Raw genomic sequence first — 21,496 nt, forward strand, 5'->3', positions numbered from 1 at the left:
AAAGAAGGTATCCGCATTGAGTGCTATTATAAAAACAACCAATTTAACGAAAATATATGGAACCCAAAAATCTGTTGATCATCTTAATATTACAGTCAATCAAGGAGAAATTTACGGTTTTCTTGGACGAAATGGAGCAGGAAAAACTACCACTATTCGAATGCTTTTAGGTTTAATTAAACCAACGCATGGACAAATTGAAATTTTTGGAGAAAATTTATTTAAGAATCAGAAGGAGATTCTTAGTCGAATTGGGTCGATTGTAGAAGTCCCTGGATTCTATGAAAATCTTACAGCACGAGAAAATCTTCAGATTAATGCGAAAATCATGGGAGTTAAAAAGAAAAACGCGATAGAAGAGGCTTTAGAGATTGTCGGACTCCAAAATGAAACAAAAAAGCTTGTAGGGAAGTATTCATTAGGTATGAAGCAAAGATTAGGAATCGCAAGAGCCCTTCTTCACTATCCTGAACTGTTAATTTTAGATGAGCCGGTAAATGGCTTAGATCCAATAGGAATAAAAGAAATGAGAAGAATGATAAAATCTCTTGCAAAAGAAAGAAATATTACTATCCTCATTTCAAGCCATATTCTTTCTGAAATTGAATTGCTTGTAGATCATATGGGAATTATTCATGAAGGAAAGCTCCTTGAAGAGATTGCTTTTGATAATCTGAGAAAAATAAATCGAAAATATTTAGAGTTTCAAGTGTCTAATGACAATAGAGCGACGATGCTTTTAGAGAATCACTTTGATATTTTTGATTATGAAGTACATGACGAGGGAAATATCCGAGTATATTCACACTTAGGACAGCAAGGGAAAATTAATAAAGTATTTGTTCAAAATGATATAGAAGTGTTAAAGATTAAAATGAGTGAAGACCGATTAGAGGACTACTTTACTAGATTAGTAGGGGGTGGGACGATTGGTTAATTTGCTTTTTACAGAGTTCCTAAAGTTAAAACGTTCAACCATGTTATTAATTAGTGTAATTGGTGCAGCAGTCGTTCCATTTATGGTAGTAGTCGCAAGCTATTTCCATAAACCAACGCCACCTATAAAATTTGAGGAGCTTTTTTTTCAAGCGAATTTGTATACGGTATTAGTTATTGGGGTTGCCCTTTATGGGGTGGTAACAGCTTATCTATTTAATCGTGAATATATAGAAAACACGTTGAAAAATCTTCTTACGATTCCTGTTTCACGATTCAATTTTATTATAAGTAAGTTATTACTCCTATTTATTTGGATTATGTTACTAACGTTTGTTGCTTGGGGTCTGACATTCCTATTAGGAATATTATTTCAGTTCGATGGATTAAGCCGTTCATTAATCTTCAAATCAATCAAACAATTTAGTATCGGTGGAGGTTTGTTATTTATCCTTTCTCCACCTGTCATTCTAATCACACTTGTTATGAAAAATTATGTTCCACCGATCATTTTTACGATTCTCATTACTTTAATCAATGTCATGTCAGGTTATTCCGAACATAGAGGTCTATTTCCATGGGCCGCAGCGGGGGATATTGCAAACAATACCCTTCTTCCAACGTACCCACCAGAATATTCCTATATCGCTATTGCTGGAACCTCGGTCATTGGACTGATCGCGACCATTGTCTATTTTAAAAAGGTGGATATTCATTAAGGTACCATAAAGCACTGGTTATGGGACCAGTGCTTTTTTATTTAAGAAGTTTTTTTCTCTTGGTCATTAATATGAACTAACGCACTTTTCTTAATCCAATACTGAAAGCTATCTAAAGGAAAGACTCCTCGACAATTGGAGTTGTGCATTTGAATAACAACACTACCGCCTTCTGTAATCTCTAGTACCTTTAATGTCTCCGATTTACTAATATTCGGCATAAAATCGCTCTTAATCTCAAATTCCATATTGTTATATAAATCCAAAATAAACAATCCTCCTAAAATTTATCCATACATCATAAAGCTTCCCCATTCTTTTATTTATTATCCAGTAGTTTCCGTATAATTTCGGCAAGTTTCTTCAAGCCTGTTTTCAGTTGTGTTATAGAAGCGTATGCATAGGATAGCCTTAGATGATTCATAGATTGCGGATCGTATAAATTCCCAGGATTCAACAAAATACCTTCATTTAGTGCCGATTCAAAGAGTTCTCTTGGTGATACAGAAGTAGGAAGGCTTAGCCAAATATAAAAACCTCCGGACGGCATAGTCCAATCTGCGATTCCAACAAATTCTCTTTCTAAGACCTGGATTGCTACATCTCTTCGAATTCGCAAAGCTTCACGCATTTTATCAAGGTGTATATAATACATCCCGCTAGAGATCCATTCGGTTACTGCCAATTGCGACAGGGAACTTGCTCCATAATCTGTCTGCATTTTTATGTCGGCTAACCGATTAATAACGGGCTCAGGCCCAATAACCCAACCGATTCTAAGCCCAGGGCTTAAGGCTTTTGACATACTTCCTATATATAAGACAGATCCATTATTATCGAAAGCTTTTAATGGCTGTGGTGGAGGAGTGTCCAGCCATAGTTCTCGATAAACATCATCCTCAATAATAGGAAGTTCAGCATCTGCACAGACCTGAAGCAATTTTTTTCTGCGTTCTAAAGACATAACATTACCGGTAGGGTTGTGGAAAGTAGGGTTAGTATAAAGTAATGAAGCATTTTGTTGCTTTTTTAACTGTTTCAAATTAGCGATTTGAAGTCCAGAAGCATCCATCGGTATTCCATGCAGTTTGATTCCTGAAGATTGAAACACATTAAGGGAACTTAAATAGGATGGTTTTTCTAAAAATACGCAAGAGCCTCTTCTTAATAATCCAATGGAAACGAGTTGTAGTGCTTGTATCGCACCCGAAACAATTAAGATTGATGATGGTGAAGCTTTGATCCCGAACGATTTTAAATAAATACTTAGTTGTTCACGTAATGCATATAAACCTTTTTCTTCTTCATATCCAAGAGACTGAATACTTTTAGACATCCGCTGAAGAATCTCAGTCATCATGGCCTTAGGAAACAATTCGGGAGAAGGCTCACCTGTACCTAATCGGATTATATCGGGAAGTGGCTCCACTTTGTGAATATCCTGGATTGTAGGTAAATTTGCTTGAAAGGTACCCTTTCTAACATATTGGTTCCAATCAGTCGGGGGGACATTTGATAAATGAGACCATACATTGTTTTTGACTTGTGTTCCCTTGCCGCTTTGTCCCTCCAACAATCCATCCGCTATCAGTTCTTCTAATGCGAGTACAATTGTGCTTCTATTTACTTCAAATAAATGGGCAAGCTTACGCTGAGAAGGGATCCTTGTTCCGACTGTCCATTCTCCCATCTCAATTTTTGTTTTAATAAATTCCTTGATTTGTATATATATTGGAGTAACTGATGCTTTATCAGGTTTCCAATCAATTTGGATAGTCATAATATTCCTCACAATTTCTACTATACGTCTATCATAATAATACATGATTGGTTGGTAAAGAATTTTTCAAATGGTTGGTCCAAAACGATAAAAATAAGATTATGATTAAATTAAATCAATCGTCCTATAGAAAAGGAGTCATTAAAATGAATACAGAACTTCAAAAATTTAGTATACAAAACCCGAAAATGGAGGATGCACAAGAAATCATGGATTTAATTGCACTATGTGATATAGAAGAAATTGGAGTACCGGATATCACACTTTCCGACATAATAGATATGTGGAATTCTATTAAAATTGAAACAGATGCATGGGTTGTGCTTACAACCAATAATAAGATTGTAGGGTATGCGTTTTTAGAAATGACGGGTGAAGACCGAATGGACACCTGTATTTTTGTACACCCCGATAATAAAAATCTAGGGATTGGTTCTTTATTGCTGACAAAAGTGGAGGAAAGAGCAGTCATGCTTGCTAAAGGAAGAAAAGGTGATCAAAAGCTGATGAACCAAATTCCTTTTACAAATGCCAAAGCTAGGAAACTAGTTGAAGAAAGGGGGTACCAATTTAGCCGTCTTTACAAGCGGATGGTAATCAAATTGGATGAGCAACCTATAATGCCAAACCTTGTAGCAGGATTGACAATCAGTTCCTTTCAACCTGATAAGGATGAAGAAACGCTTTTTGAAATATACGATGAAACATTTCGAGATTCTTGGGGATATTCTAAAAAGAATTTTTCTGAATGGATTATTCAGAAAAAGGGAGAATATTATGATCCTAATTTATGGTATATCGTTTGGAACAATTCGCAACCTGTTGCCTTCCTAATGAGTAGGATGCAGGATGATGGCTTATTTATTGATCTATTAGGTGTCAAACGAACATGGAGAAGACAAGGAATCGGGGAGGTTATGCTGTTACATGTGTTTCACGAAGCGTACCAGGCTGGTCAAAGAACGATCCTATTGTATGTAGATTCAGATAGTTTAACGAATGCTCACAGTCTATATAAACGAGTAGGAATGACTCCTGATTCACAAACTGCTGTTTATCTAAAAGAACTTTCATAAACAATACATTCCTATTGATATCCAAAGAGCTTCGTTAAAGAATTCGACAGTTAGTGATAAGATTGTAAAAAATGGTCACCCATCCTTCGTGAATAGGACGGGTGACTATTTTTTTACTTAAAAAGGTACATTGAGCTCAGGTGTTAACACTCATTTTTGGTTCAGGTACTCTAGAGAGAATAATTAGTCCAATAATAAATAGTATGACAAGGCTAAATACACCACTGCTCGAGTTCCCAGTTAATTGAGCGGTTCCACCTACTAATAGCGGTCCTAAAATCGAAGCGAATTTCCCAAAAATATTGTAGAAACCAAAAAATTCATTCGCCTTCTCTTTCGGAATGAGCTTGGCGAAATATGCGCGGCTTAACGCTTGAATTCCGCCTTGCGACGTAGCAACAAGCATGGCTAAAATCCAGAAATCTAAAGTTGTCTTTAAAAAATAAGCATAAATACAAACAATAATATAAACAATTATGCCAACATAAAGCATCTTCTTCCCAGTAAATCTTTCAGACAGTTTACCATATAAAATAGCAAACGGTGCAGCAACCACTTGAGTAACAAATAATATGATTAGAAGATTGGTTGAACTAATCCCTAAATCGCTTCCATAAGCTGTAGACATTGAAATGATCGTACCAACTCCGTCAATATAAAAGAAATAAGCTAGTAAGAATAAAAAGAGTGCACGATATTGACGGATTTCTATTAACGTTTTCCCGAGACGTTTAAAGCTATTGGCTACAGGATTCGGTTCACGTTCGATATAATATCGTTGATGAACATGCTTAAATAATGGGATAGTGAATAATCCCCACCAAGCTGCTGTAATGAGAAACGCTATTTTACTAGCTATTGTAACAGTAATAGGGATTGTTTCGCTTTGTGCTAAAATGATTATGACAATACTAATAATAAATGGGATTGTGCTACCGATATATCCGAACCCTAAACCACGAGATGATACTCGGTTCATCCGTTCCTCCGTTGTGATATCCACAAGGAAGGCATCGTAGAACACATTTGACCCAGTTGATCCAATCGCCGCAACCGTATAGCATATTAATAATAGCAGCCAATGTTCACTTGGAATAAAGGCAAGTAAAGCTGTCGCTGATACCCCAAGTGCAAAGAAGAACTTGAAAAAACGTTTCTTATTTCCTTCATAATCAGCAATTGTTCCTAATATGGGTCCAATCATAGCCAAAATAAAAGTTGCAATGGCAATGGTATAGCCTAAATAAGCAGTTGAGTTTGCAGTACTGACTCCAGCATTTGTTGCTGCCGCTTTATAAAAAAGCGGAAAAACAGCTGTCGTAATAATAATGGAATACGCCGAATTGGCCCAATCATAGAATACCCAACTATTTTCTTCTTTTGTAAAACCTTTCATAAGAACTAGCACCCCTTTCTATCTATATTGTACAGGAAAATCCGTTTGGAAAATTAAGAATTTTGTAACTTCACCCTTTTTTTACAAACAAAAAACACCCAATGTACCTATAGGGTATATTGGGTGTTTTCAAAAAGAATTTCAATATTCCAATGGGAAAATTTCTACAATCCCATCTGCCTTTGTCCGATTGGAACAAAGCATTAACACATGATCAAAAAAGTCTTCAACTTGATCAAGTGAACTTGGTAATGGGATTTCTAACAATAATGAGCCAAAAACCTGTTTGAAATAGGCTTTTCGTTGCTCGTTTTTACCGTCTCGTTTTAATGGATTGTATTTCCAGTGAAAATAAGGTTTTCCATCCTTCTCAACAATGTGTTGGATTTCAGCAAGTGTTCTTGATTTATTTCCGGAATAGATGACTAAGTAATAGTTATCGTTCCGATGCCAGTCAATGAGTAGAAAATAATAGTTATTTATCCCAAGTTTTGCTACATGGAAGCCTGCAACTAATGGTTTCCCATTAGACCATTGATGAAATTGATGGAGTTGATCTCTAACCGTTTCTAGTTTGCTCAATTCGTAGGTAATAGAAGGATGTTTTGCCCATTCATCCAATAATTTAGATAAGGTAATTGCTTGTGATTTTTCCACAGAAAGGACTCCTCTAATCTATACTATTTTGCAACATCGGCAGTGTAATCTCGACTTTAGTCCCTACATTTGGGGCACTGTCTATTGTAATGTCACCGTTATATGTGTTAATGATTCGTTTACAAACGGTCAATCCTAAGCCAGAACCATCCTTTTTCATTGTAAAAAAAGGATTAAATACTTGACTTAATAATTCTTTAGGCATCCCAACACCTGTATCTTCTACTTTAATCACGCAAAATTCCAAGTGTTTTTCTACAGTAATCGTTAAATTACCACCATTTGGCATGGCATGTAAAGCATTTTTAGAAAGATTTAAAATGACTTGTTTTAAATGATCTTTCACACATGAAATAAGCAGAATATCTTTCGAAAAATGAATAGTTAGTTTCACATTCATGAAATTGGATTCAGATTGAAGTAGAGGTTCGATCTCAGCTAGAATGTCATTGGCATGATAAGGCATTAACGTATTAGCTGTTGGTTTTCCAAGGACGAGTAATTCACTGACAATCGAGTTTATGCGATCAATTTCCATTTGAATTACTTCGTAATAAGTTTGCGATTTTTTATCGGAATTTTCCTCACTTAAAAGTTTAATTAATCCTTTAATACCCGTTAATGGATTTCGAATTTCATGCGCTGTACTAGCAGCTAAGTTTCCGATTAATTCAAGTTTTTGTAGTTCGGTCTGTTCCTTTTCCTTTTTCACATTACGCTGCAGAAGAATATATTTGGATAATAAATACAATATATTTGATAGTATGAAACCGATTATAAAGTACTGTAGAAAGGCGATCAGAAAAACATCATTTTTTTCAGGGATAACAATAGCCGTAACACTCCATGGTTTTAGAGAGAGAGGGACATGAGTCATGATTGGATGTTTTCCAAGATTACTAGAACCCGTCTCAATTAAGATTTTATTATCTTGATCCGTTACGTTAATCTTTTCCTCTTCTATTAAACTATGAATCGCTTCTTCAATTTCATCTAATCTCAAGCTTGCCAAGAGAACACCTTGTGTTTGTCCTTGATCCACAACAGGTGTGGCGATGGTAATAATAAATCTTCCTGTGACTCGGCCAATATGGGGCTCAGATATACTTGTTTTCCGCGTTCCTATAGCTTGCTGAAAATATTCGCGGTCAAAAACATTAACTAAAGAAGAAGAGGGAACTGAACTAACCAATAAATCTCCTTTTGTGTTAGACCAATAAAAACCGGAAAATCGTGAATCCTTACTTTGAGTTTCTTGAAGAATCATTTCTATTTCGTCTAAGTTTTTGTCCTGAACTTTAATCGAGGTCGCTAACATTTCCAAACGACCAACGGTTTCACTGAGAAAATTCTCAATATTCATCGCATGAAAATTTGCATACCATTCCGCTTTACTATTATATTGTCTCTCAATATCATCAACTTTGCTAAGTCCAAGAATGTAACTAATAGTTAAAGAAGGTAGTAAAGTTATGAATAAATAGATGAGTAAATTCTTCCCACCAGATTTAAATGTTCTCTTAAAAGCCAAAAGGAATCTTCCCCTTAAAATATTGTTAAGACTATTTTACTATATTTTATAGAAAAAAACGTTGCAGTCTAATACAGGACTCAGAGATTTTTTCCTTTACAGCTCTATATTGGTTAATATTGAAAATAAATGAAAAATATTCTCAATTGTAATTGACAATGATTCTCACCGTGCTATAATCAACGTTGTAAGTGATAATGAATTTCAATATCACTTAATGAGAAAGCTAGAATAATAGAAATGTTGGGGACAGCCATGAAGAAACGATATTTACTACTTGCGTTACTAGTCTTTTCAGCGTTTTCTCTTTTTGTAGGAGTTAGCAGCATAACACCTTTAGATCTGTTGGACTTTGGATCAGAGAAAACACAAATCTTCTTAATAAGCAGAGTACCTAGGCTTGTTGCGATCTTACTAGCAGGTGCAGGTATGAGTATTGCTGGCTTGATCATGCAGCAACTCAGTCGGAATAAATTTGTTTCGCCAACAACGGCCGGAACATTGGATGCTACTCGACTTGGGATCTTAGTTTCCATGCTATTGTTTGCTAACGCAACCATGCTCGAGAAGATGGCGGTTGCCTTTATATTTGCGCTTGCCGGCACGTTTTTATTTATGCAAATATTGGACCGAATCAAATTCAAAGATGCGATATTTATTCCACTCGTCGGACTCATGTTCGGTAATATTTTGTCATCTGTTACGACTTTTTTTGCATATCGAGCAGATGTCATCCAAAATATGTCTGCCTGGCTGCAAGGTGATTTTTCGATGATGATGAAGGGCCGCTACGAACTACTATACATAAGTATTCCTGTATTAATCCTTGCTTACTTCTACGCTAATCGATTTACAGTAGCGGGCATGGGGGAAGATTTCTCGAAGAATCTTGGTCTTTCATATCGACGGGTAGTGAATATAGGACTTGTACTCGTTGCTCTTGTTACGGCAACGGTCGTGTTAACTGTAGGAATTATCCCTTTTCTTGGCTTAATTATTCCAAATATCATTTCTATTTTTAAAGGCGATCATTTACAAAAAACTTTACCACATACGGCACTATTAGGTGCAAATTTCCTTCTTGTTTGTGACATCTTAGGGAGGGTCCTTATTTATCCATATGAGATCTCGATCAGTCTCATGGTAGGTGTCATCGGAAGTGGTATATTCCTATATTTACTTTTCCGGAGGAAGGCGTATGCGTAACATTATGAAAATGGTAATCCTCGTATTGATCGCTACAGGATGTATTGCCATCTACTTATTTCATGAATTAAATGGAAGCTTTGATTATGCCTTGCCGAGGCGTGTTATAAAAGTGCTGGCGATGGCATTAACTGGTTTAACTATTGCCTATTCAACTGTCGTTTTCCAGACAATAACCCATAATCGTATATTAACACCAAGTATTATGGGTCTTGATTCGCTTTATTTATTGTTACAAACAGTAATTATCTTCTTTCTTGGGTCAGACCATATGATTATTGTGAATAAACAAGTAAACTTTTTACTTTCCGTTACAGCGATGATTATCTTTGCTTTATTGTTATATCGTTTCTTATTTAAAAATGGCAACCAGCCGATCTATTTTTTATTACTTATTGGAATAATTGTCGGAACCTTTTTTTCAAGTATCTCAACCTTTTTTCAGGTTCTTATTGATCCGAATGAGTTTCAAATTGTTCAAGATCGCATGTTTGCGAGTTTCAACAATATTAACTCGGATTTAGTGTGGATTGCCTTAGGTCTTGTATGTTTACTTATGATTTATGCTTGGCGCTATGTTAAATATTTAGATGTCTTATCTTTAGGTAGAGAGTTGTCGATTAATCTTGGGGTTCCATACGATGCTATTGTTAAAAGAATGCTTATTATCGTCGCCATTTTCATTTCCATTTCAACAGCATTAGTAGGTCCGATTACTTTCTTTGGTTTAATTGTAGCTAATCTTAGCTACCAATTTTTCAAAACATATAAACACAAAGTGTTAATAAGTGGTGCGGTTGTTATGAGCATAATTGCGCTTGTAGGTGGACAATGGGTGGTTGAACGTGTCTTTACTTTCTCGACAACACTTAGCGTCATAATCAACTTTATCGGTGGTGTCTACTTTATCTACTTACTGCTAAGGGAGAGGAAATCTGCATGATTCAAGTTCGGTCATTATCAAAGCTATATGGGAGGAAATCCGTTGTTGAAAATGTAACAGTGGATATCCAGCCAGGGAAAATTACATCCTTTATTGGACCCAATGGGGCAGGGAAGTCTACTTTACTATCGATGGTAAGCCGTCTATTAGATGCGGATACTGGTGAAGTGCTTATCGACAAATCTGATGTTCGAAAAATGAAGTCAAATGATTTCGCGAAAAAAGTATCGATTTTGAAACAGTCCAATTATATGAATGTAAGACTAACCATTCGTGAATTGGTTTCCTTTGGTCGATTTCCTTATTCGAAGGGGCGTTTAACGGATGATGATGAACGAATCGTCGATCAATCTCTCCAATACATGGATTTATCAGAGATGAAGGATCAATTTCTGGATGAATTATCGGGTGGGCAACGCCAAAGAGCATTTATAGCAATGGTAATTGCCCAAGATACGGACTACATTTTACTTGATGAACCATTGAATAATTTGGATATGAAGCATTCTGTTCAGATTATGAAAATATTGCGCCGTCTTGTCGATGAACTTGGCAAAACAGTAGTCATCGTACTCCATGATATTAATTTTGCTTCTGTGTATTCTGATCAAATCGTGGCTATGAAAGATGGGAAAGTTGTAAAAAACGGACCAACAGAAGAAATCATCGAATCGAAAGCATTAAAGGAAATTTATGATATGGATATTCCCATCCAAGAAATGGGTAGTTGTAGAATTTGTGTTTACTTTAATTCATAACTTGAAATGCGGAAGGCACTCAGCTTTAAGCGACAATTTTCAAATTCAAAAAAGTTATAAAATTTTAAAAAAAGGGGAGTTTTAAATATGAAAAAGTGGAGTTTATTCACCCTTGTTTTCACGTTGATATTACTATTAGCAGCGTGTGGTTCAAAGGAAGAAGGTACATCTAAAAAGTCATCTGGTGAAGGTTCAGAGCCGGAAATATCGGAAGAAATGACGATTAAGCACCAATACGGGGAAGCTGTTGTGAAGAAAAATCCTGAAAAAGTAGTCGTGTTCGACTTTGGAATTTTAGACACATTAGATGAATTAGGAATTGAAGTAACAGGAGTACCGCAAGCGACGATTCCAAAGTATCTAGAAAAATATGCAGTAGATACATATACAAACGTCGGTAGTTTAAAAGAGCCAGACTTTGAAGCGATTCATGCGATGCAACCAGATGTGATTTTCATTTCAGCACGTCAAGCAGAATTATATGATCAATTTGCAGAAATTGCTCCAACTGTGTTTGTCGGTATTGACTACTCAAACTATATGGATTCTTTTGAGAAAAACATGAACTTAGTGGGCGAAATTTTTGGTAAAGAAGATGAAGTAGCATCTAAAGTAGATGAAATTTATGCAAGTATTGAAGAGTTATCAAGTAAAGTTTCAGAGGCAAATAAAAAAGGCTTAATCGTGTTAGCAAACGAAGGAAAAGTAAGTGCATATGGCCCAAGTTCTCGTTTCGGAATCATTCATGATGTATTGGGCTTTGGGGCAGTTGATCAGAATATTGAAGTTTCAACCCACGGTCAAAGCATTACATTTGAATACATTATGGAGAAAAACCCTGAAGTATTATTTGTTATTGACCGCAATGTCGCAGTAGGTAGCGAAGCAGGTGCAAAAGATACGATTGAAAACGAACTTGTTCAAAAAACCACAGCCTATAAAGACGGAAAAATCATCTATCTAGATCCAGACTACTGGTATCTAAGTGGTGGAGGATTAAAATCAGTACAAGAAATGATGAAAGAAGTCGAAGCAGCTATCTAATATGCTAAAGCCAGGCAATGCCTGGCTTTACTAAACGGAGGGATGACAATGTTTTATCAAATTAAAAAAATTGTCGTAAAAGAAGGTTTCTCTGATCAAATCGTCGATCGTTTTTCAAAAAAAGGTGGCTTGCAAGGGCAGATGCCTGGTTTCATAGATAAACAAGTATTAGTAAAAAAGGCACGTCGCGGTGATGAAGAAGTATTAGTTATTGTCCGTTGGGAGTCAGAAGAGGCTTGGAAAAATTGGGAGAAGAGTCCAGAGCATATTGCTGGTCACAAGGCAAATCGCGGAGTTGCAAAACCTGAATTTGTTATTGAAACCAGTCAGGATGTTTATGAAGTTAAAGTTTGAGGCAGAATTCGAATGATTAAAAAGGACCATCCAGTTTAATCTGAATGGTCCTCTTTGAATTTAGATTAATGTCATACATCCATGATTCATTCTTTGGAAAAAATCCTCAAATGCTTTTACAGGTAATGGTTTACTAATAAAATAACCTTGAATTTCATCACAGCCCAATTCTTCTAATAGATGAATGACTTCCTCTGTTTCAATTCCTTCAGCTACAACCTTTAAGTTTAATTCATGAGCAAGATAGATAATGGCCCGCACGATAGCGATATTATCCCTATTTTCTGATACTTCCTGAATAAAGGATCGATCAATTTTTAAGCATTGAATTGGAAATTTTCTTAAATAGTTTAACGAGGAATAGCCTATTCCAAAGTCATCAATGGCAATTGAAACGCCCATTTCACTCAACCTCTTTAGGCATATGATACATTCCTCAATATTTTCAACAAAACTATGTTCAGTAATTTCGATTTCTAATAGTCTTGGATTTAATCCCGTTTTATCAAGTACTCTTTTCACGATATTTTCGAAATTTGGCAGTCGAAAATGCTGTGGTGAGATATTAACAGAAACTTTAGTAGGCTGAGTAAATAGGGTATCATTCCAAACTTTATTTTGGTAGCAAGCTTTTTCTAATACCCACTCATCCAATTTAATTATAAATCCAGTTTCTTCGGCTATTGGAATAAATTTTGCTGGTGGAATTTGACCAAGTTTTGGGTTATTCCAACGTAATAAAGCCTCAATACCATTCATTTTCTTTGAAGGTAAATCTATTTTTGGTTGAAAATATAATTCTAGCTCATGATAATCAATCGCATTTTTCAAATAATGTTCAATGAGCATTGCTTCTTCAAACTGTTGGTTCATTTCTGGTTGATAGATTTTGAAGGTATTTTTTTTATCATCCTTTGCCTGATACATGGCAATATCGGCATTCTTGAGCAAAGTATCAGGGTCATGCCCATGATTTGGATAAATGCTGATGCCAATACTTGCAGAAGTATGGATTTCCATTTGATTAGAAAGAGTAAATGCTGTCTCAAACAAGGAAAGAATTTGTGACGCATAAAAAGAAACGACAGCACAATCCTCAATGTTTGGATAAATAATCATGAACTCATCACCAGCTAGTCGGTATACGTTACCATTTCTAGCAACTACTTCTTTTAATCTTAAAGCGACTTCTTTTATTAATAAATCTCCAGTTGTATGTCCAAATGTGTCATTAATCTGTTTAAAACGGTCCAAGTCAAGAAAAAAGACAGCCAATTGATATTCTGCTTGGTCCATACTCTTAATAAATTCCACGAGATCGTCACTAAATTTTCTTCGGTTCGGTAAATCTGTCGTATTATCCTGAAATGCCATTAACTTGATTTTCTCTTGTGCTTCGTGAAGCTCAGTAATTTCATTTATGCATCCGATTAATTCAATCACTTCACCATCCCGATAAATCGGAGATAAATATGTAAGTAATTGTTTTCCTTTAAATGAATATTGATAGGAAATATCCATACCAGTAAATGCTTGCGTATATCTTTGTTTTAATAAAGAAGAAATATCTTCTGGAAAAATTTCTTCCGGGCTTTTAAGGAACATTTTTTCCTTTTCTAATCCGAGCTCGTAAGCTAATTTTCCTTCATTTAATATATATTTAAACCCATCAGCTGTTTTCACTACTTTAAATATGAGATTATGCATCGAATTTACAACAAAGCGAAAATCATTTTCTAAAGCTTTAACTAATCTCTCTTGGGCAAGCCTTCCCTCTGTAATGTCAGTCCTTAATGTCATATACATAAAAGGTATACCATGTTCATCTTTTAATGGGACAATGGTCGTTTTAACCCAATAAATAGAGCCATCCTTTGCTTTATTTCTAATTTCGCCTTCCCAAATTTGACCACTTTTTATTTGTGCCCACATTTGTCTAAAGAAGGATGGGTCATGATAGCCAGAATTAAGAAGTCTATGGTTTTTACCAATTAGTTCTTCCCGTGTATATTTTGAAATCTTGCAAAATTTATCATTTGCATAAATAATAATCCCATCAGTATCCGTTATAGCGACAATTACAGATGAGTCTAATGCATGTTTTAAATTGTTAAAATCATGTAAGAAGTGGAGTGTATCTTGAATACAGGTTTCAATTTTATGGTTATTTGCATTGTTTGTTTGAAGGAGCTTTTGAAATGTATTCAGTACACATTGTATATGAGTGGTTTCAAACATTTCGTCCATTTTTCTCATTCAGCCACCTCCCAATTTAATACTAATAAGTTCATTATATAGTTATTTTTGCCTATATTCGTGCAAAAATTTGTATATTTTCGGACAATATTTCATTTTTATCACATGGTGTCGAATATTGCAATACTTTGTATATTTCCACTATTGACAAGCTTTAAAATGGTTTTGTTATTTTTCAATCGCTTAACGTATTACTGTAAAGAATGGAGTGATGATGACTGACAAAGCTAACAGAAGGACAGCTAAAGAACCCATTTTGTTTTTTTCTTTCCAAAGGGTGATCGAGTATCCCAATGTATAGAAAAAGACTAGAAGGGCTATTAAAAAAATAAATATATTCATTTAATCCCTCACCTTTTTTAAATTAGGTAATTCTGTTTGTCTGCCAAATTCACCATACTTTACGTCTAAATGGATGTTCACTTTCATATTTGGATAAGATTTCATCCAATCAAATTTTTCATATTCCGGTATTGTTTGAAATTTATTTCTTGCAATCAATGACCAGCCAAATGGCTCGCCTTTAAATTCTTCCTGTGTCTTTTTGACGAAGTTTTCTAATTTCTTCGATAATCGTTCCTCTATGGATTTTTTCAATTTAGCTCGTTTTTTTGCATCCTTTGCATAATTGACCATACTGTGGTCAGATAATATTTCTACATGAAGTGGAATCGTCACATCGATGACTCCTGGACCATTTTTTAAGTCCATTTTGATCTTGTTATCCCTTATTTTTGTAAATCTAGCAGCTAACTGATACTTCTCATTAAATGGGTCTGGAACGGTTGTTATGACATCTGACATATGTAATGTGTTATTAAGCATAATGGACAGTCGTGTTTCTTCACCAGTTAATTTACCGATCATTTTGCCTTCCTTAAATACAGCAGACCCGAGAAACTGGGTTACATTTGTTTCTCCTCTTGCATTAAATTGGCCAGCGAACACTTGGTCCTCTTCTTGATTCGAATCTTTTTTATCTTTTTCCGTGGTACCATAAATAGCTAAATAGAGTTCGGCATCTGCTTCGGTAACTCGAAAAAATCGATTTACTTCCGAATCAGGAATCATTCCCGTTTCGATGCCGCGTTTTAAAATTAATTCATAATATTTATGCACTCTCGTCTCAAGCTTTGGTTTATTCTTTAAGAAGAATTCACTCACATTTTCTTTTGTCACAATAAAATAATCATCCCGGCGAATTTCCCGATCCTTTGTGACATCGTAAAACAACCGAATAAATTGTTTTTCTCTGGCTAAGTCTTCAGAAACGATGATGACCCTCAGAAGATCATACGTAATTTCCTTTGCTACGACCGAGTTAGCTAAGTTCCGAGCAGAAATTAAATCATTTGCCTCGAAAGTAATTGCCTCGTAGGGAGGTTCATCTGATCCACCACCACCTTGAACTTGTGATCCATATTCAGGATTGACAATCATTAACGTAATGGTAAATTTACCTTTATCCTTCGATTTATCCATGCCAAGAGCATAGACATACGCTCTTTTCTCGATTTCTCTTTGATCCCAACAACCACTTAAGGATAAGGCTAGAAGCATGACACATAACCATTTATTCACTATTTTGATCATGATTGAAGACTCCTTTAAACTTCGCTATCGTCCAAAACAAGATTGGAAGGAAAAAAAAGATGGGAGTGATAATATTTAAAACTGTTTTCCGCAAGTGATAGACCGTGAAGGTCGGTGTTTCCGGGATCATTCCAAGAAAAATAAATAAGGTAGCAAAAGTAGGAATAATGTATTCGAAATTCTTCACTTTAAAAAGCCACCCAAAAAACATTCCAGATAAATATAAGTAAAAAGAAAATCGGACAAAAGAAGTAATAATCCAAAACGGAAAGAAAAAGGTCTCTAAGTTGATAATAAAGCCAATCGAAATATAACGTATCGCTTCATGAAAAGGATAATTCAACATTTTGACGGATTCAAAATCAAATAAAAATAAATAAGCGATTAACGCCATCGTTAGATCGATAATAACGATAATAAGGGCAATCCAAGTTCCTTTTTTATAATCCTTTGCAGATGCAACAAATGGGGCAATGGCACCGATAAATAATAAATCGGCAAAAATTGAAATTTTAAATGAACTTTGCTTTACGATTTCCCATTTTCCCGGACCGAAAATCGGTGCGAGAAAGCTGATTTGTCCATGAGACATTGTCAAAATAAGGGCAATAAATAAAGAAACTTTAATATAAGGCAGTACAGACCAGGCAACCGAACCAATGCTTTCAAGCCCTCTTTTGGCTCCATAAGCACTGATGGCCATGAGGACTAAATAAACGATGAACGTAGGAGTTTTTGAAAAATACATCGTCCCAATAATATCTGTATAAATAGATGTATCGATAACAATGGTAAAAGTGCCTATCACCCAAAGAAACAGAATAAGGATATAGCCAATCGCTTTACCAAAGATGATTTGCGTAACATCCATAAAGGTATTATTAGGAAAGGCAGATAATACCTTTAATAATAAAAAGACGGGGAGGATAGCAAGTATTCCAATAAGGATTGGAGCCATCCAAGCAGCCGTATCTAGTTTTTCAAATAGCATAGCTGGGGTATCATCCGCCACTTTAGCACCTAAAGCAAGGATGACAATCGCTACATATTCTCTTATACCAATCTTTTCTCTTTTTTGTTCCATTTTTGTTAATCTCCTGATTTTTTCTGGATGTCTTTCGGTTTCAGATAGCCCGGTCGAAAGAATTCATTTTTGGAAAGACGTCGGAAAATCGTATCATTAGATGAAATATATTTAGGTGTATATGGTGCTAAATATGGAACTCCAAATGATTTAAGTGACACAATATAATACAAGCCAATCATAAATAATGCTGTCATTCCATAAAAGCCGAACATACCCGCTGATAATATAAACAAAAATCGACTTAATCTAATGGTGTAGTTTAAACTTAGGTCGCCGATTGCAAAGGAGCTTAACCCTCCTAAAGCAACGACGATGACAACAATAGGACTCACAATATTGGCGGAAACAGCAGCTTGTCCTAGGATGAGTGCTCCAACAATTCCAATCGTAGGCCCAATTGGACTCGGTACTCTTAAACCTGCTTCTCGGATTAATTCGAAAGCGATTTCCATCATAATCACTTCAATAAAAGCAGGAAATGGGACTTTCTCTCTTGTTGACGCTATGGCGAGCAATAGGTCAGGTGGTACCATTTCGGCATGGAAATTTGTAACTGAGACGTAAATTGCTGATGTAAATAAGGTAATAAATAAAGCAGCGATTCGAAGGGCTCTTGTAAAATTTGCAAATAAAAATCGGAAATATCGATCATCTGCAGTATGATAAAAGGACCAAAAGGTAGCTGGCATCACTAATGAGGAAGGAGAGTTCTCCATTAGAAGGACAACATAGCCCTCCTCAAGAAAGTGGGCGACACGATCGGGTCTTTCTGTGTGTAAAATGGTTGGAAAAAGGGATAATTTCCTTTCCTCGATTAACGTTTCTAGTTCTGAGATATTTTGCACCGAATCAACATCAAGTGCATTTACTTTTTCTTTTACTCTTTTGAGTAAATCATCATTGGCGATATCCTTTATATAGGCGATGAATACCTCATTTTTAGAACGTTTCGCTATAACGAAGGATTCGACAACTAAATTTTCGCTTTTGATTTTCTTTCGGATTAGCGAAATATTCGTCATCGCTTTTTCATTGAATGCTTCCTTCGGTCCTTTAAGGGAAACTTCATTCTCAGGTTTTTCTATATTTCTTCCTTGGAAGTTAGCGGCATTGATCATGTAGGCGATATTTTCGCCCTCTACAAAAAGCGCAGTATTTCCTTTTGTGACACCTTCTAATACGTCCTTAATCTTATGTTCGGTTGTAAAGTATTCGGCAGAAATAAGATCCCTTATTTTTTTTGAGGAATCCACATTTTTTTGAAAAGGTTTGATGACATTATCTTCAATAATTTTCGTATCCGAAATGGAACTAATATAAAGTAATGCAGCCTTTTTTTGGATTCCATTAATTTCTACATTCCGAATTTTGGCATCAACATTTTCTGGAATCGAAAAAATAGCTGAGAATGTTTGAATATTCTTATCCAAATTTATATGAATGGGTTGTTCTTTTAGCTTTATTTCATCGCTGGAAGATTGTTCAGGATAAGATATCTTTCGTATTTCTTTTTGAACGATCATAGATAAAAGTTTTTTTAACATGTTAAACATCTCCGTACCTTTTTCTACATTTTTCCTCTATAGCCGGTAATTATGTATGAATAGGAGGATTAATTAAAATAGTAGAATTAAAAAGTGAACCTTCATTCGAATGGGAGTCTTCGACCCACGAATGAAGGTTCACTTTAATTTATTTTATGATTTTCTTTTATTATTGTATTAGAATCTGTTGTCAACCGTTCTTGATATTCGACTAAAGCGATATTGCAGCCAGTTCCGATGTGAACTTTTTTTCCTCTAACTACTTCAGCTTTAGTATTCTCTAAATAAATTTCGTCGCCTTCAATGACACGCGCTTCGAGGGTGCCCTCGCCTTTCATAAAGGGGAATAAACCTGATTTTTTCTTGACAACAATTTTTTCTCCGCCGATTTCATTCGCCGTGCTTTTTCCGAAGCGAAGGCTAATTTCGATAGTACCAGCATTTAAAAGCCCTTTTACTTCAAATGCCCCCGTTGAACGAAAATTTTCGAATTCAGTATCACCATTAACGGAAAGACTGCCTTTAATATTTGCTTCTTCTCCCGTAAATCGATTGCCAACTTCAAGTGTTCCGAATATCTTAGCTATTTTTACCTTAGCTGTACCGCCTACTTCCGCTGTCCCAAAGATTTTCATCTTATTGACATCAAGATCGCCACGGATTTCTGTTTCTCCGAAAATATCAAACTGTTCTGCTTTTCCGTTTTTCAGTAGATCACTTGTACCAAAGGTTTTAAAACTATGACATTCAAAATCAGTCGTAATCGTACCTTCGCCACGGATATTGATTTTATTATAAATCCCACCTCCGTAACTACCAGATCCATTAATCGATAAGTTTTGATTTTCGCTCATCTCTCTCCCTCATTTCTTAAATTTGAATGCTTTCTTTTACACTTCCATTTTTCTCTAATTTATACGTATCTTTATATTCGACCAAACCAATTTCACAATTTTCTCCAATGACAATATGATTTCCACGAACCACTTTTGCCTTCGTATTCTCTAAAATAATATGATCTCCCTCAATCACGTCAGCCTCTAGTTTCGTAGAGATGACTGTTTTAAGAATCCCGAGAAGAAAGTTTGATCTTTGAGTAACTGTAATGGTTTGCCCACCAATTTCTTTCGCTTTACTTTCACCGTAAGTATGAATTTCAATCGTTTCAGCACTTAACAAACCACCAACATTAAATTGACCCTCAGCCTTAAAAGTTTCTACTTCACAGTTACCACCGATAAAGATTTTCCCTTGAACTTTCAACTCTTCGCCCTTTACGTTTCCACCAACTGAAGATTTACCTGCAACAGTCATTCTATTCATATAGGTATCCCCAGAGATGGAGGCGTTGCCTTCAATAGATAAAGTAGTCGCATACATGTTGCCGCTTATTTTTCCACTGCCACTGATTTTTACTTTTTCGCTTTTCACGTCTCCATTCACAGAACCCAATCCTTCACATTCAAACAGCCCGCAATGAAGATTCCCATGTACTTTCCCTTTACCATTAATTATGGCACGGTCAAATTCACCGCCATTTGAACTGCCGACACCGTTAATAATTAAATCTCCCAATTTCTCCATTTATATTTTCCCCCTTAAATTAACTTCGTTTTAAGTTCTTCTGCACAAGCAGCTAAAGAAAGTCGAACAATTACTTTTGTCCCTTTTTCAAATTGAATACTTTCGGCACCATTCGTGATAAGACAGGATGAAATCCCAAGCTTACGAATAAATATTAATTCACTATTCTTTTGTTGCACTTGATCATGATAATCACTCAAGATTTGGGACAGCATTTTCCCTTCATCTAAGCTGATGTCTCCTGCTTGCAGAAGTTTTTCAATAATATAAAGCTGCAAAATCGTATCAAAAGTAAATACCTGACCATTAGTATTTTCATTTATATAAAAATCAAGGACTAATTTCGAAACAATGTTTCGTTGAATTAGCTCCTCTGCAGAAAGACGAAAATCTCCAACAGATGGGGAGAACATATCTGCTAGTTCGTCTAAAGACAAGTTTTCTTTCATCGTTTGGATTTTTTTAATACGTTCTAGAATTTTTTCCTTCGGAAAAAACGTCTCCTGTCCTGTAAATGTTGATTTACGGATGAACCATTCCTCAGGAATCAAATCTTTGCGTTTCCATCTATAAAGCTGGCCGTAGGAGATCCCAGTCAAATCTAATAAATCTTTTTTAGAAATTAGCTCCATGCTCATAAAACAGCACCTTCCTTTGAAAATAATGTAACATAACACTGTTACGTTGTAAAGAGGGGTGTTTTGCTAGAAAAAGAAATTTTTTTATTTAATGTGTTGGTTTCTTATAATTTTTAATGTTTAGAGAAAGTAGAAATCTATCTTCTTGTATACTGAAATTTATTGATTTTTGTAGTTAACCAAATAATTCCACAACATGTAAGTGAGTAGGTGCTTCGAAAGTGCTTAAAATTCCATATAAACTATGTAAAATACAAAATAATCATTGTAGAAATATTAGTTAGCATGTTAAAATTTAGATAATTTAAAATGTAAGCGTTATATCAAGAAAAGCGGAAGCGTCTTGATCAGCCCGACAAGCAAATGCTTCGTAGGGTCGGAAAGTCGTTCTTTG

At 35.4% G+C, this 21,496-nt stretch carries 21 protein-coding genes; 8 read left to right on the forward strand and 13 right to left on the reverse strand.

Features of this window, described 5'->3' with window-relative positions; translation table 11 throughout:
* Positions 1-16 precede the first annotated feature (16 nt).
* On the forward strand, positions 17-937 hold the full coding sequence (locus ACFSO7_RS15410) for an ABC transporter ATP-binding protein (protein ID WP_377878219.1): 921 nt from the start codon (positions 17-19) through the stop codon (positions 935-937).
* Entirely contained in the window at positions 930-1,655 is a 726-nt protein-coding gene (locus ACFSO7_RS15415; RefSeq protein ID WP_377878220.1) for an ABC transporter permease, read from the forward strand. Before ACFSO7_RS15410 ends, ACFSO7_RS15415 begins: the two co-directional genes overlap by 8 nt.
* Positions 1,656-1,696: 41 nt before the next feature.
* Here ACFSO7_RS15415 and ACFSO7_RS15420 read toward each other — a convergent pair whose 3' ends face one another.
* Both ACFSO7_RS15420 and pdxR read right to left on the reverse strand, forming a co-directional pair.
* Complete coding sequence (locus ACFSO7_RS15420) at positions 1,697-1,921, reverse strand: hypothetical protein (RefSeq protein WP_377878221.1); 225 nt, start codon at positions 1,919-1,921, stop codon at positions 1,697-1,699.
* A 53-nt stretch (positions 1,922-1,974) separates the two neighbouring features.
* Entirely contained in the window at positions 1,975-3,435 is a 1,461-nt protein-coding gene (gene pdxR, locus ACFSO7_RS15425) for a MocR-like pyridoxine biosynthesis transcription factor PdxR (RefSeq protein ID WP_377878222.1), read from the reverse strand.
* A 146-nt stretch (positions 3,436-3,581) separates the two neighbouring features.
* On the opposite strand from pdxR, the gene ACFSO7_RS15430 reads away from it, so the two are divergent.
* Positions 3,582-4,511 (forward strand): GNAT family N-acetyltransferase, encoded by a 930-nt coding sequence (locus ACFSO7_RS15430; RefSeq protein ID WP_377878223.1) that lies wholly within the window; start codon positions 3,582-3,584, stop codon positions 4,509-4,511.
* A 136-nt stretch (positions 4,512-4,647) separates the two neighbouring features.
* Here ACFSO7_RS15430 and ACFSO7_RS15435 read toward each other — a convergent pair whose 3' ends face one another.
* The 3 genes from ACFSO7_RS15435 to ACFSO7_RS15445 form a co-directional block, all read right to left on the reverse strand.
* On the reverse strand, positions 4,648-5,907 hold the full coding sequence (locus ACFSO7_RS15435; protein WP_377878224.1) for an MFS transporter: 1,260 nt from the start codon (positions 5,905-5,907) through the stop codon (positions 4,648-4,650).
* 141 nt (positions 5,908-6,048) lie between these two features.
* Positions 6,049-6,564 carry a hypothetical protein gene (locus tag ACFSO7_RS15440; protein WP_377878225.1) on the reverse strand — a complete coding sequence of 172 codons (516 nt, stop codon included), beginning with the start codon at positions 6,562-6,564 and terminating at the stop codon, positions 6,049-6,051.
* Positions 6,565-6,577: 13 nt separating this feature from the next.
* On the reverse strand, positions 6,578-8,095 hold the full coding sequence (locus tag ACFSO7_RS15445) for an ATP-binding protein (RefSeq protein WP_377878226.1): 1,518 nt from the start codon (positions 8,093-8,095) through the stop codon (positions 6,578-6,580).
* A 255-nt stretch (positions 8,096-8,350) separates the two neighbouring features.
* Here ACFSO7_RS15445 and ACFSO7_RS15450 point away from each other — a divergent pair, with 255 nt between their 5' ends.
* The 5 genes from ACFSO7_RS15450 to ACFSO7_RS15470 all read left to right on the forward strand — a co-directional run bounded on the left by ACFSO7_RS15450 (position 8,351) and on the right by ACFSO7_RS15470 (position 12,400).
* Positions 8,351-9,301, forward strand: a complete 951-nt coding sequence (locus ACFSO7_RS15450) for an ABC transporter permease (protein ID WP_377878227.1) — start codon at positions 8,351-8,353, stop codon at positions 9,299-9,301.
* Positions 9,294-10,244, forward strand: coding sequence for an iron chelate uptake ABC transporter family permease subunit (locus ACFSO7_RS15455; RefSeq protein ID WP_377878228.1), 951 nt, complete (start codon positions 9,294-9,296; stop codon positions 10,242-10,244). Before ACFSO7_RS15450 ends, ACFSO7_RS15455 begins: the two co-directional genes overlap by 8 nt.
* On the forward strand, positions 10,241-11,002 hold the full coding sequence (locus ACFSO7_RS15460) for an iron ABC transporter ATP-binding protein (protein WP_377878229.1): 762 nt from the start codon (positions 10,241-10,243) through the stop codon (positions 11,000-11,002). Before ACFSO7_RS15455 ends, ACFSO7_RS15460 begins: the two co-directional genes overlap by 4 nt.
* 87 nt (positions 11,003-11,089) lie before the next feature.
* Positions 11,090-12,046: a siderophore ABC transporter substrate-binding protein gene (locus tag ACFSO7_RS15465; RefSeq protein ID WP_377878230.1), complete on the forward strand. Its 957-nt coding sequence runs from the start codon at positions 11,090-11,092 to the stop codon at positions 12,044-12,046.
* Between the two features lie 48 nt (positions 12,047-12,094).
* The gene (locus ACFSO7_RS15470; protein ID WP_377878231.1) at positions 12,095-12,400 is read left to right on the forward strand and encodes an antibiotic biosynthesis monooxygenase family protein; all 306 of its coding nucleotides are present in this window, start codon (positions 12,095-12,097) and stop codon (positions 12,398-12,400) included.
* A gap of 60 nt (positions 12,401-12,460) precedes the next feature.
* Here the strand turns inward: ACFSO7_RS15470 and ACFSO7_RS15475 are convergent, their stop codons facing one another.
* The 8 genes from ACFSO7_RS15475 to ACFSO7_RS15510 all read right to left on the reverse strand — a co-directional run bounded on the left by ACFSO7_RS15475 (position 12,461) and on the right by ACFSO7_RS15510 (position 21,102).
* Positions 12,461-14,656, reverse strand: coding sequence for a sensor domain-containing protein (locus ACFSO7_RS15475; RefSeq protein WP_377878232.1), 2,196 nt, complete (start codon positions 14,654-14,656; stop codon positions 12,461-12,463).
* 183 nt (positions 14,657-14,839) lie between these two features.
* A complete protein-coding gene (locus ACFSO7_RS15480) occupies positions 14,840-14,998 on the reverse strand; it encodes a hypothetical protein (RefSeq protein WP_377878233.1) in 159 nt (52 codons plus the stop codon).
* Positions 14,999-16,249, reverse strand: a complete 1,251-nt coding sequence (locus ACFSO7_RS15485) for a Ger(x)C family spore germination protein (RefSeq protein ID WP_377878234.1) — start codon at positions 16,247-16,249, stop codon at positions 14,999-15,001. It lies immediately after the preceding gene.
* Positions 16,230-17,333, reverse strand: a complete 1,104-nt coding sequence (locus ACFSO7_RS15490) for a GerAB/ArcD/ProY family transporter (RefSeq protein ID WP_377878235.1) — start codon at positions 17,331-17,333, stop codon at positions 16,230-16,232. Before ACFSO7_RS15490 ends, ACFSO7_RS15485 begins: the two co-directional genes overlap by 20 nt.
* 5 nt (positions 17,334-17,338) lie before the next feature.
* Positions 17,339-18,880 carry a spore germination protein gene (locus ACFSO7_RS15495; RefSeq protein ID WP_377878236.1) on the reverse strand — a complete coding sequence of 514 codons (1,542 nt, stop codon included), beginning with the start codon at positions 18,878-18,880 and terminating at the stop codon, positions 17,339-17,341.
* Positions 18,881-19,023: 143 nt separating this feature from the next.
* A complete protein-coding gene (locus ACFSO7_RS15500) occupies positions 19,024-19,734 on the reverse strand; it encodes a cytoplasmic protein (RefSeq protein WP_377878237.1) in 711 nt (236 codons plus the stop codon).
* Positions 19,735-19,750: 16 nt separating this feature from the next.
* Entirely contained in the window at positions 19,751-20,464 is a 714-nt protein-coding gene (locus ACFSO7_RS15505; protein WP_377878238.1) for a polymer-forming cytoskeletal protein, read from the reverse strand.
* A gap of 14 nt (positions 20,465-20,478) precedes the next feature.
* The gene (locus ACFSO7_RS15510; RefSeq protein WP_377878239.1) at positions 20,479-21,102 is read right to left on the reverse strand and encodes a YhbD family protein; all 624 of its coding nucleotides are present in this window, start codon (positions 21,100-21,102) and stop codon (positions 20,479-20,481) included.
* Between the last annotated feature and the right edge of the window lie 394 nt (positions 21,103-21,496).

It is taken from the genome of Bacillus sp. CGMCC 1.16607 (assembly GCF_042683745.1).
Classification (GTDB): domain Bacteria; phylum Bacillota; class Bacilli; order Bacillales; family Cytobacillaceae; genus Pseudoneobacillus.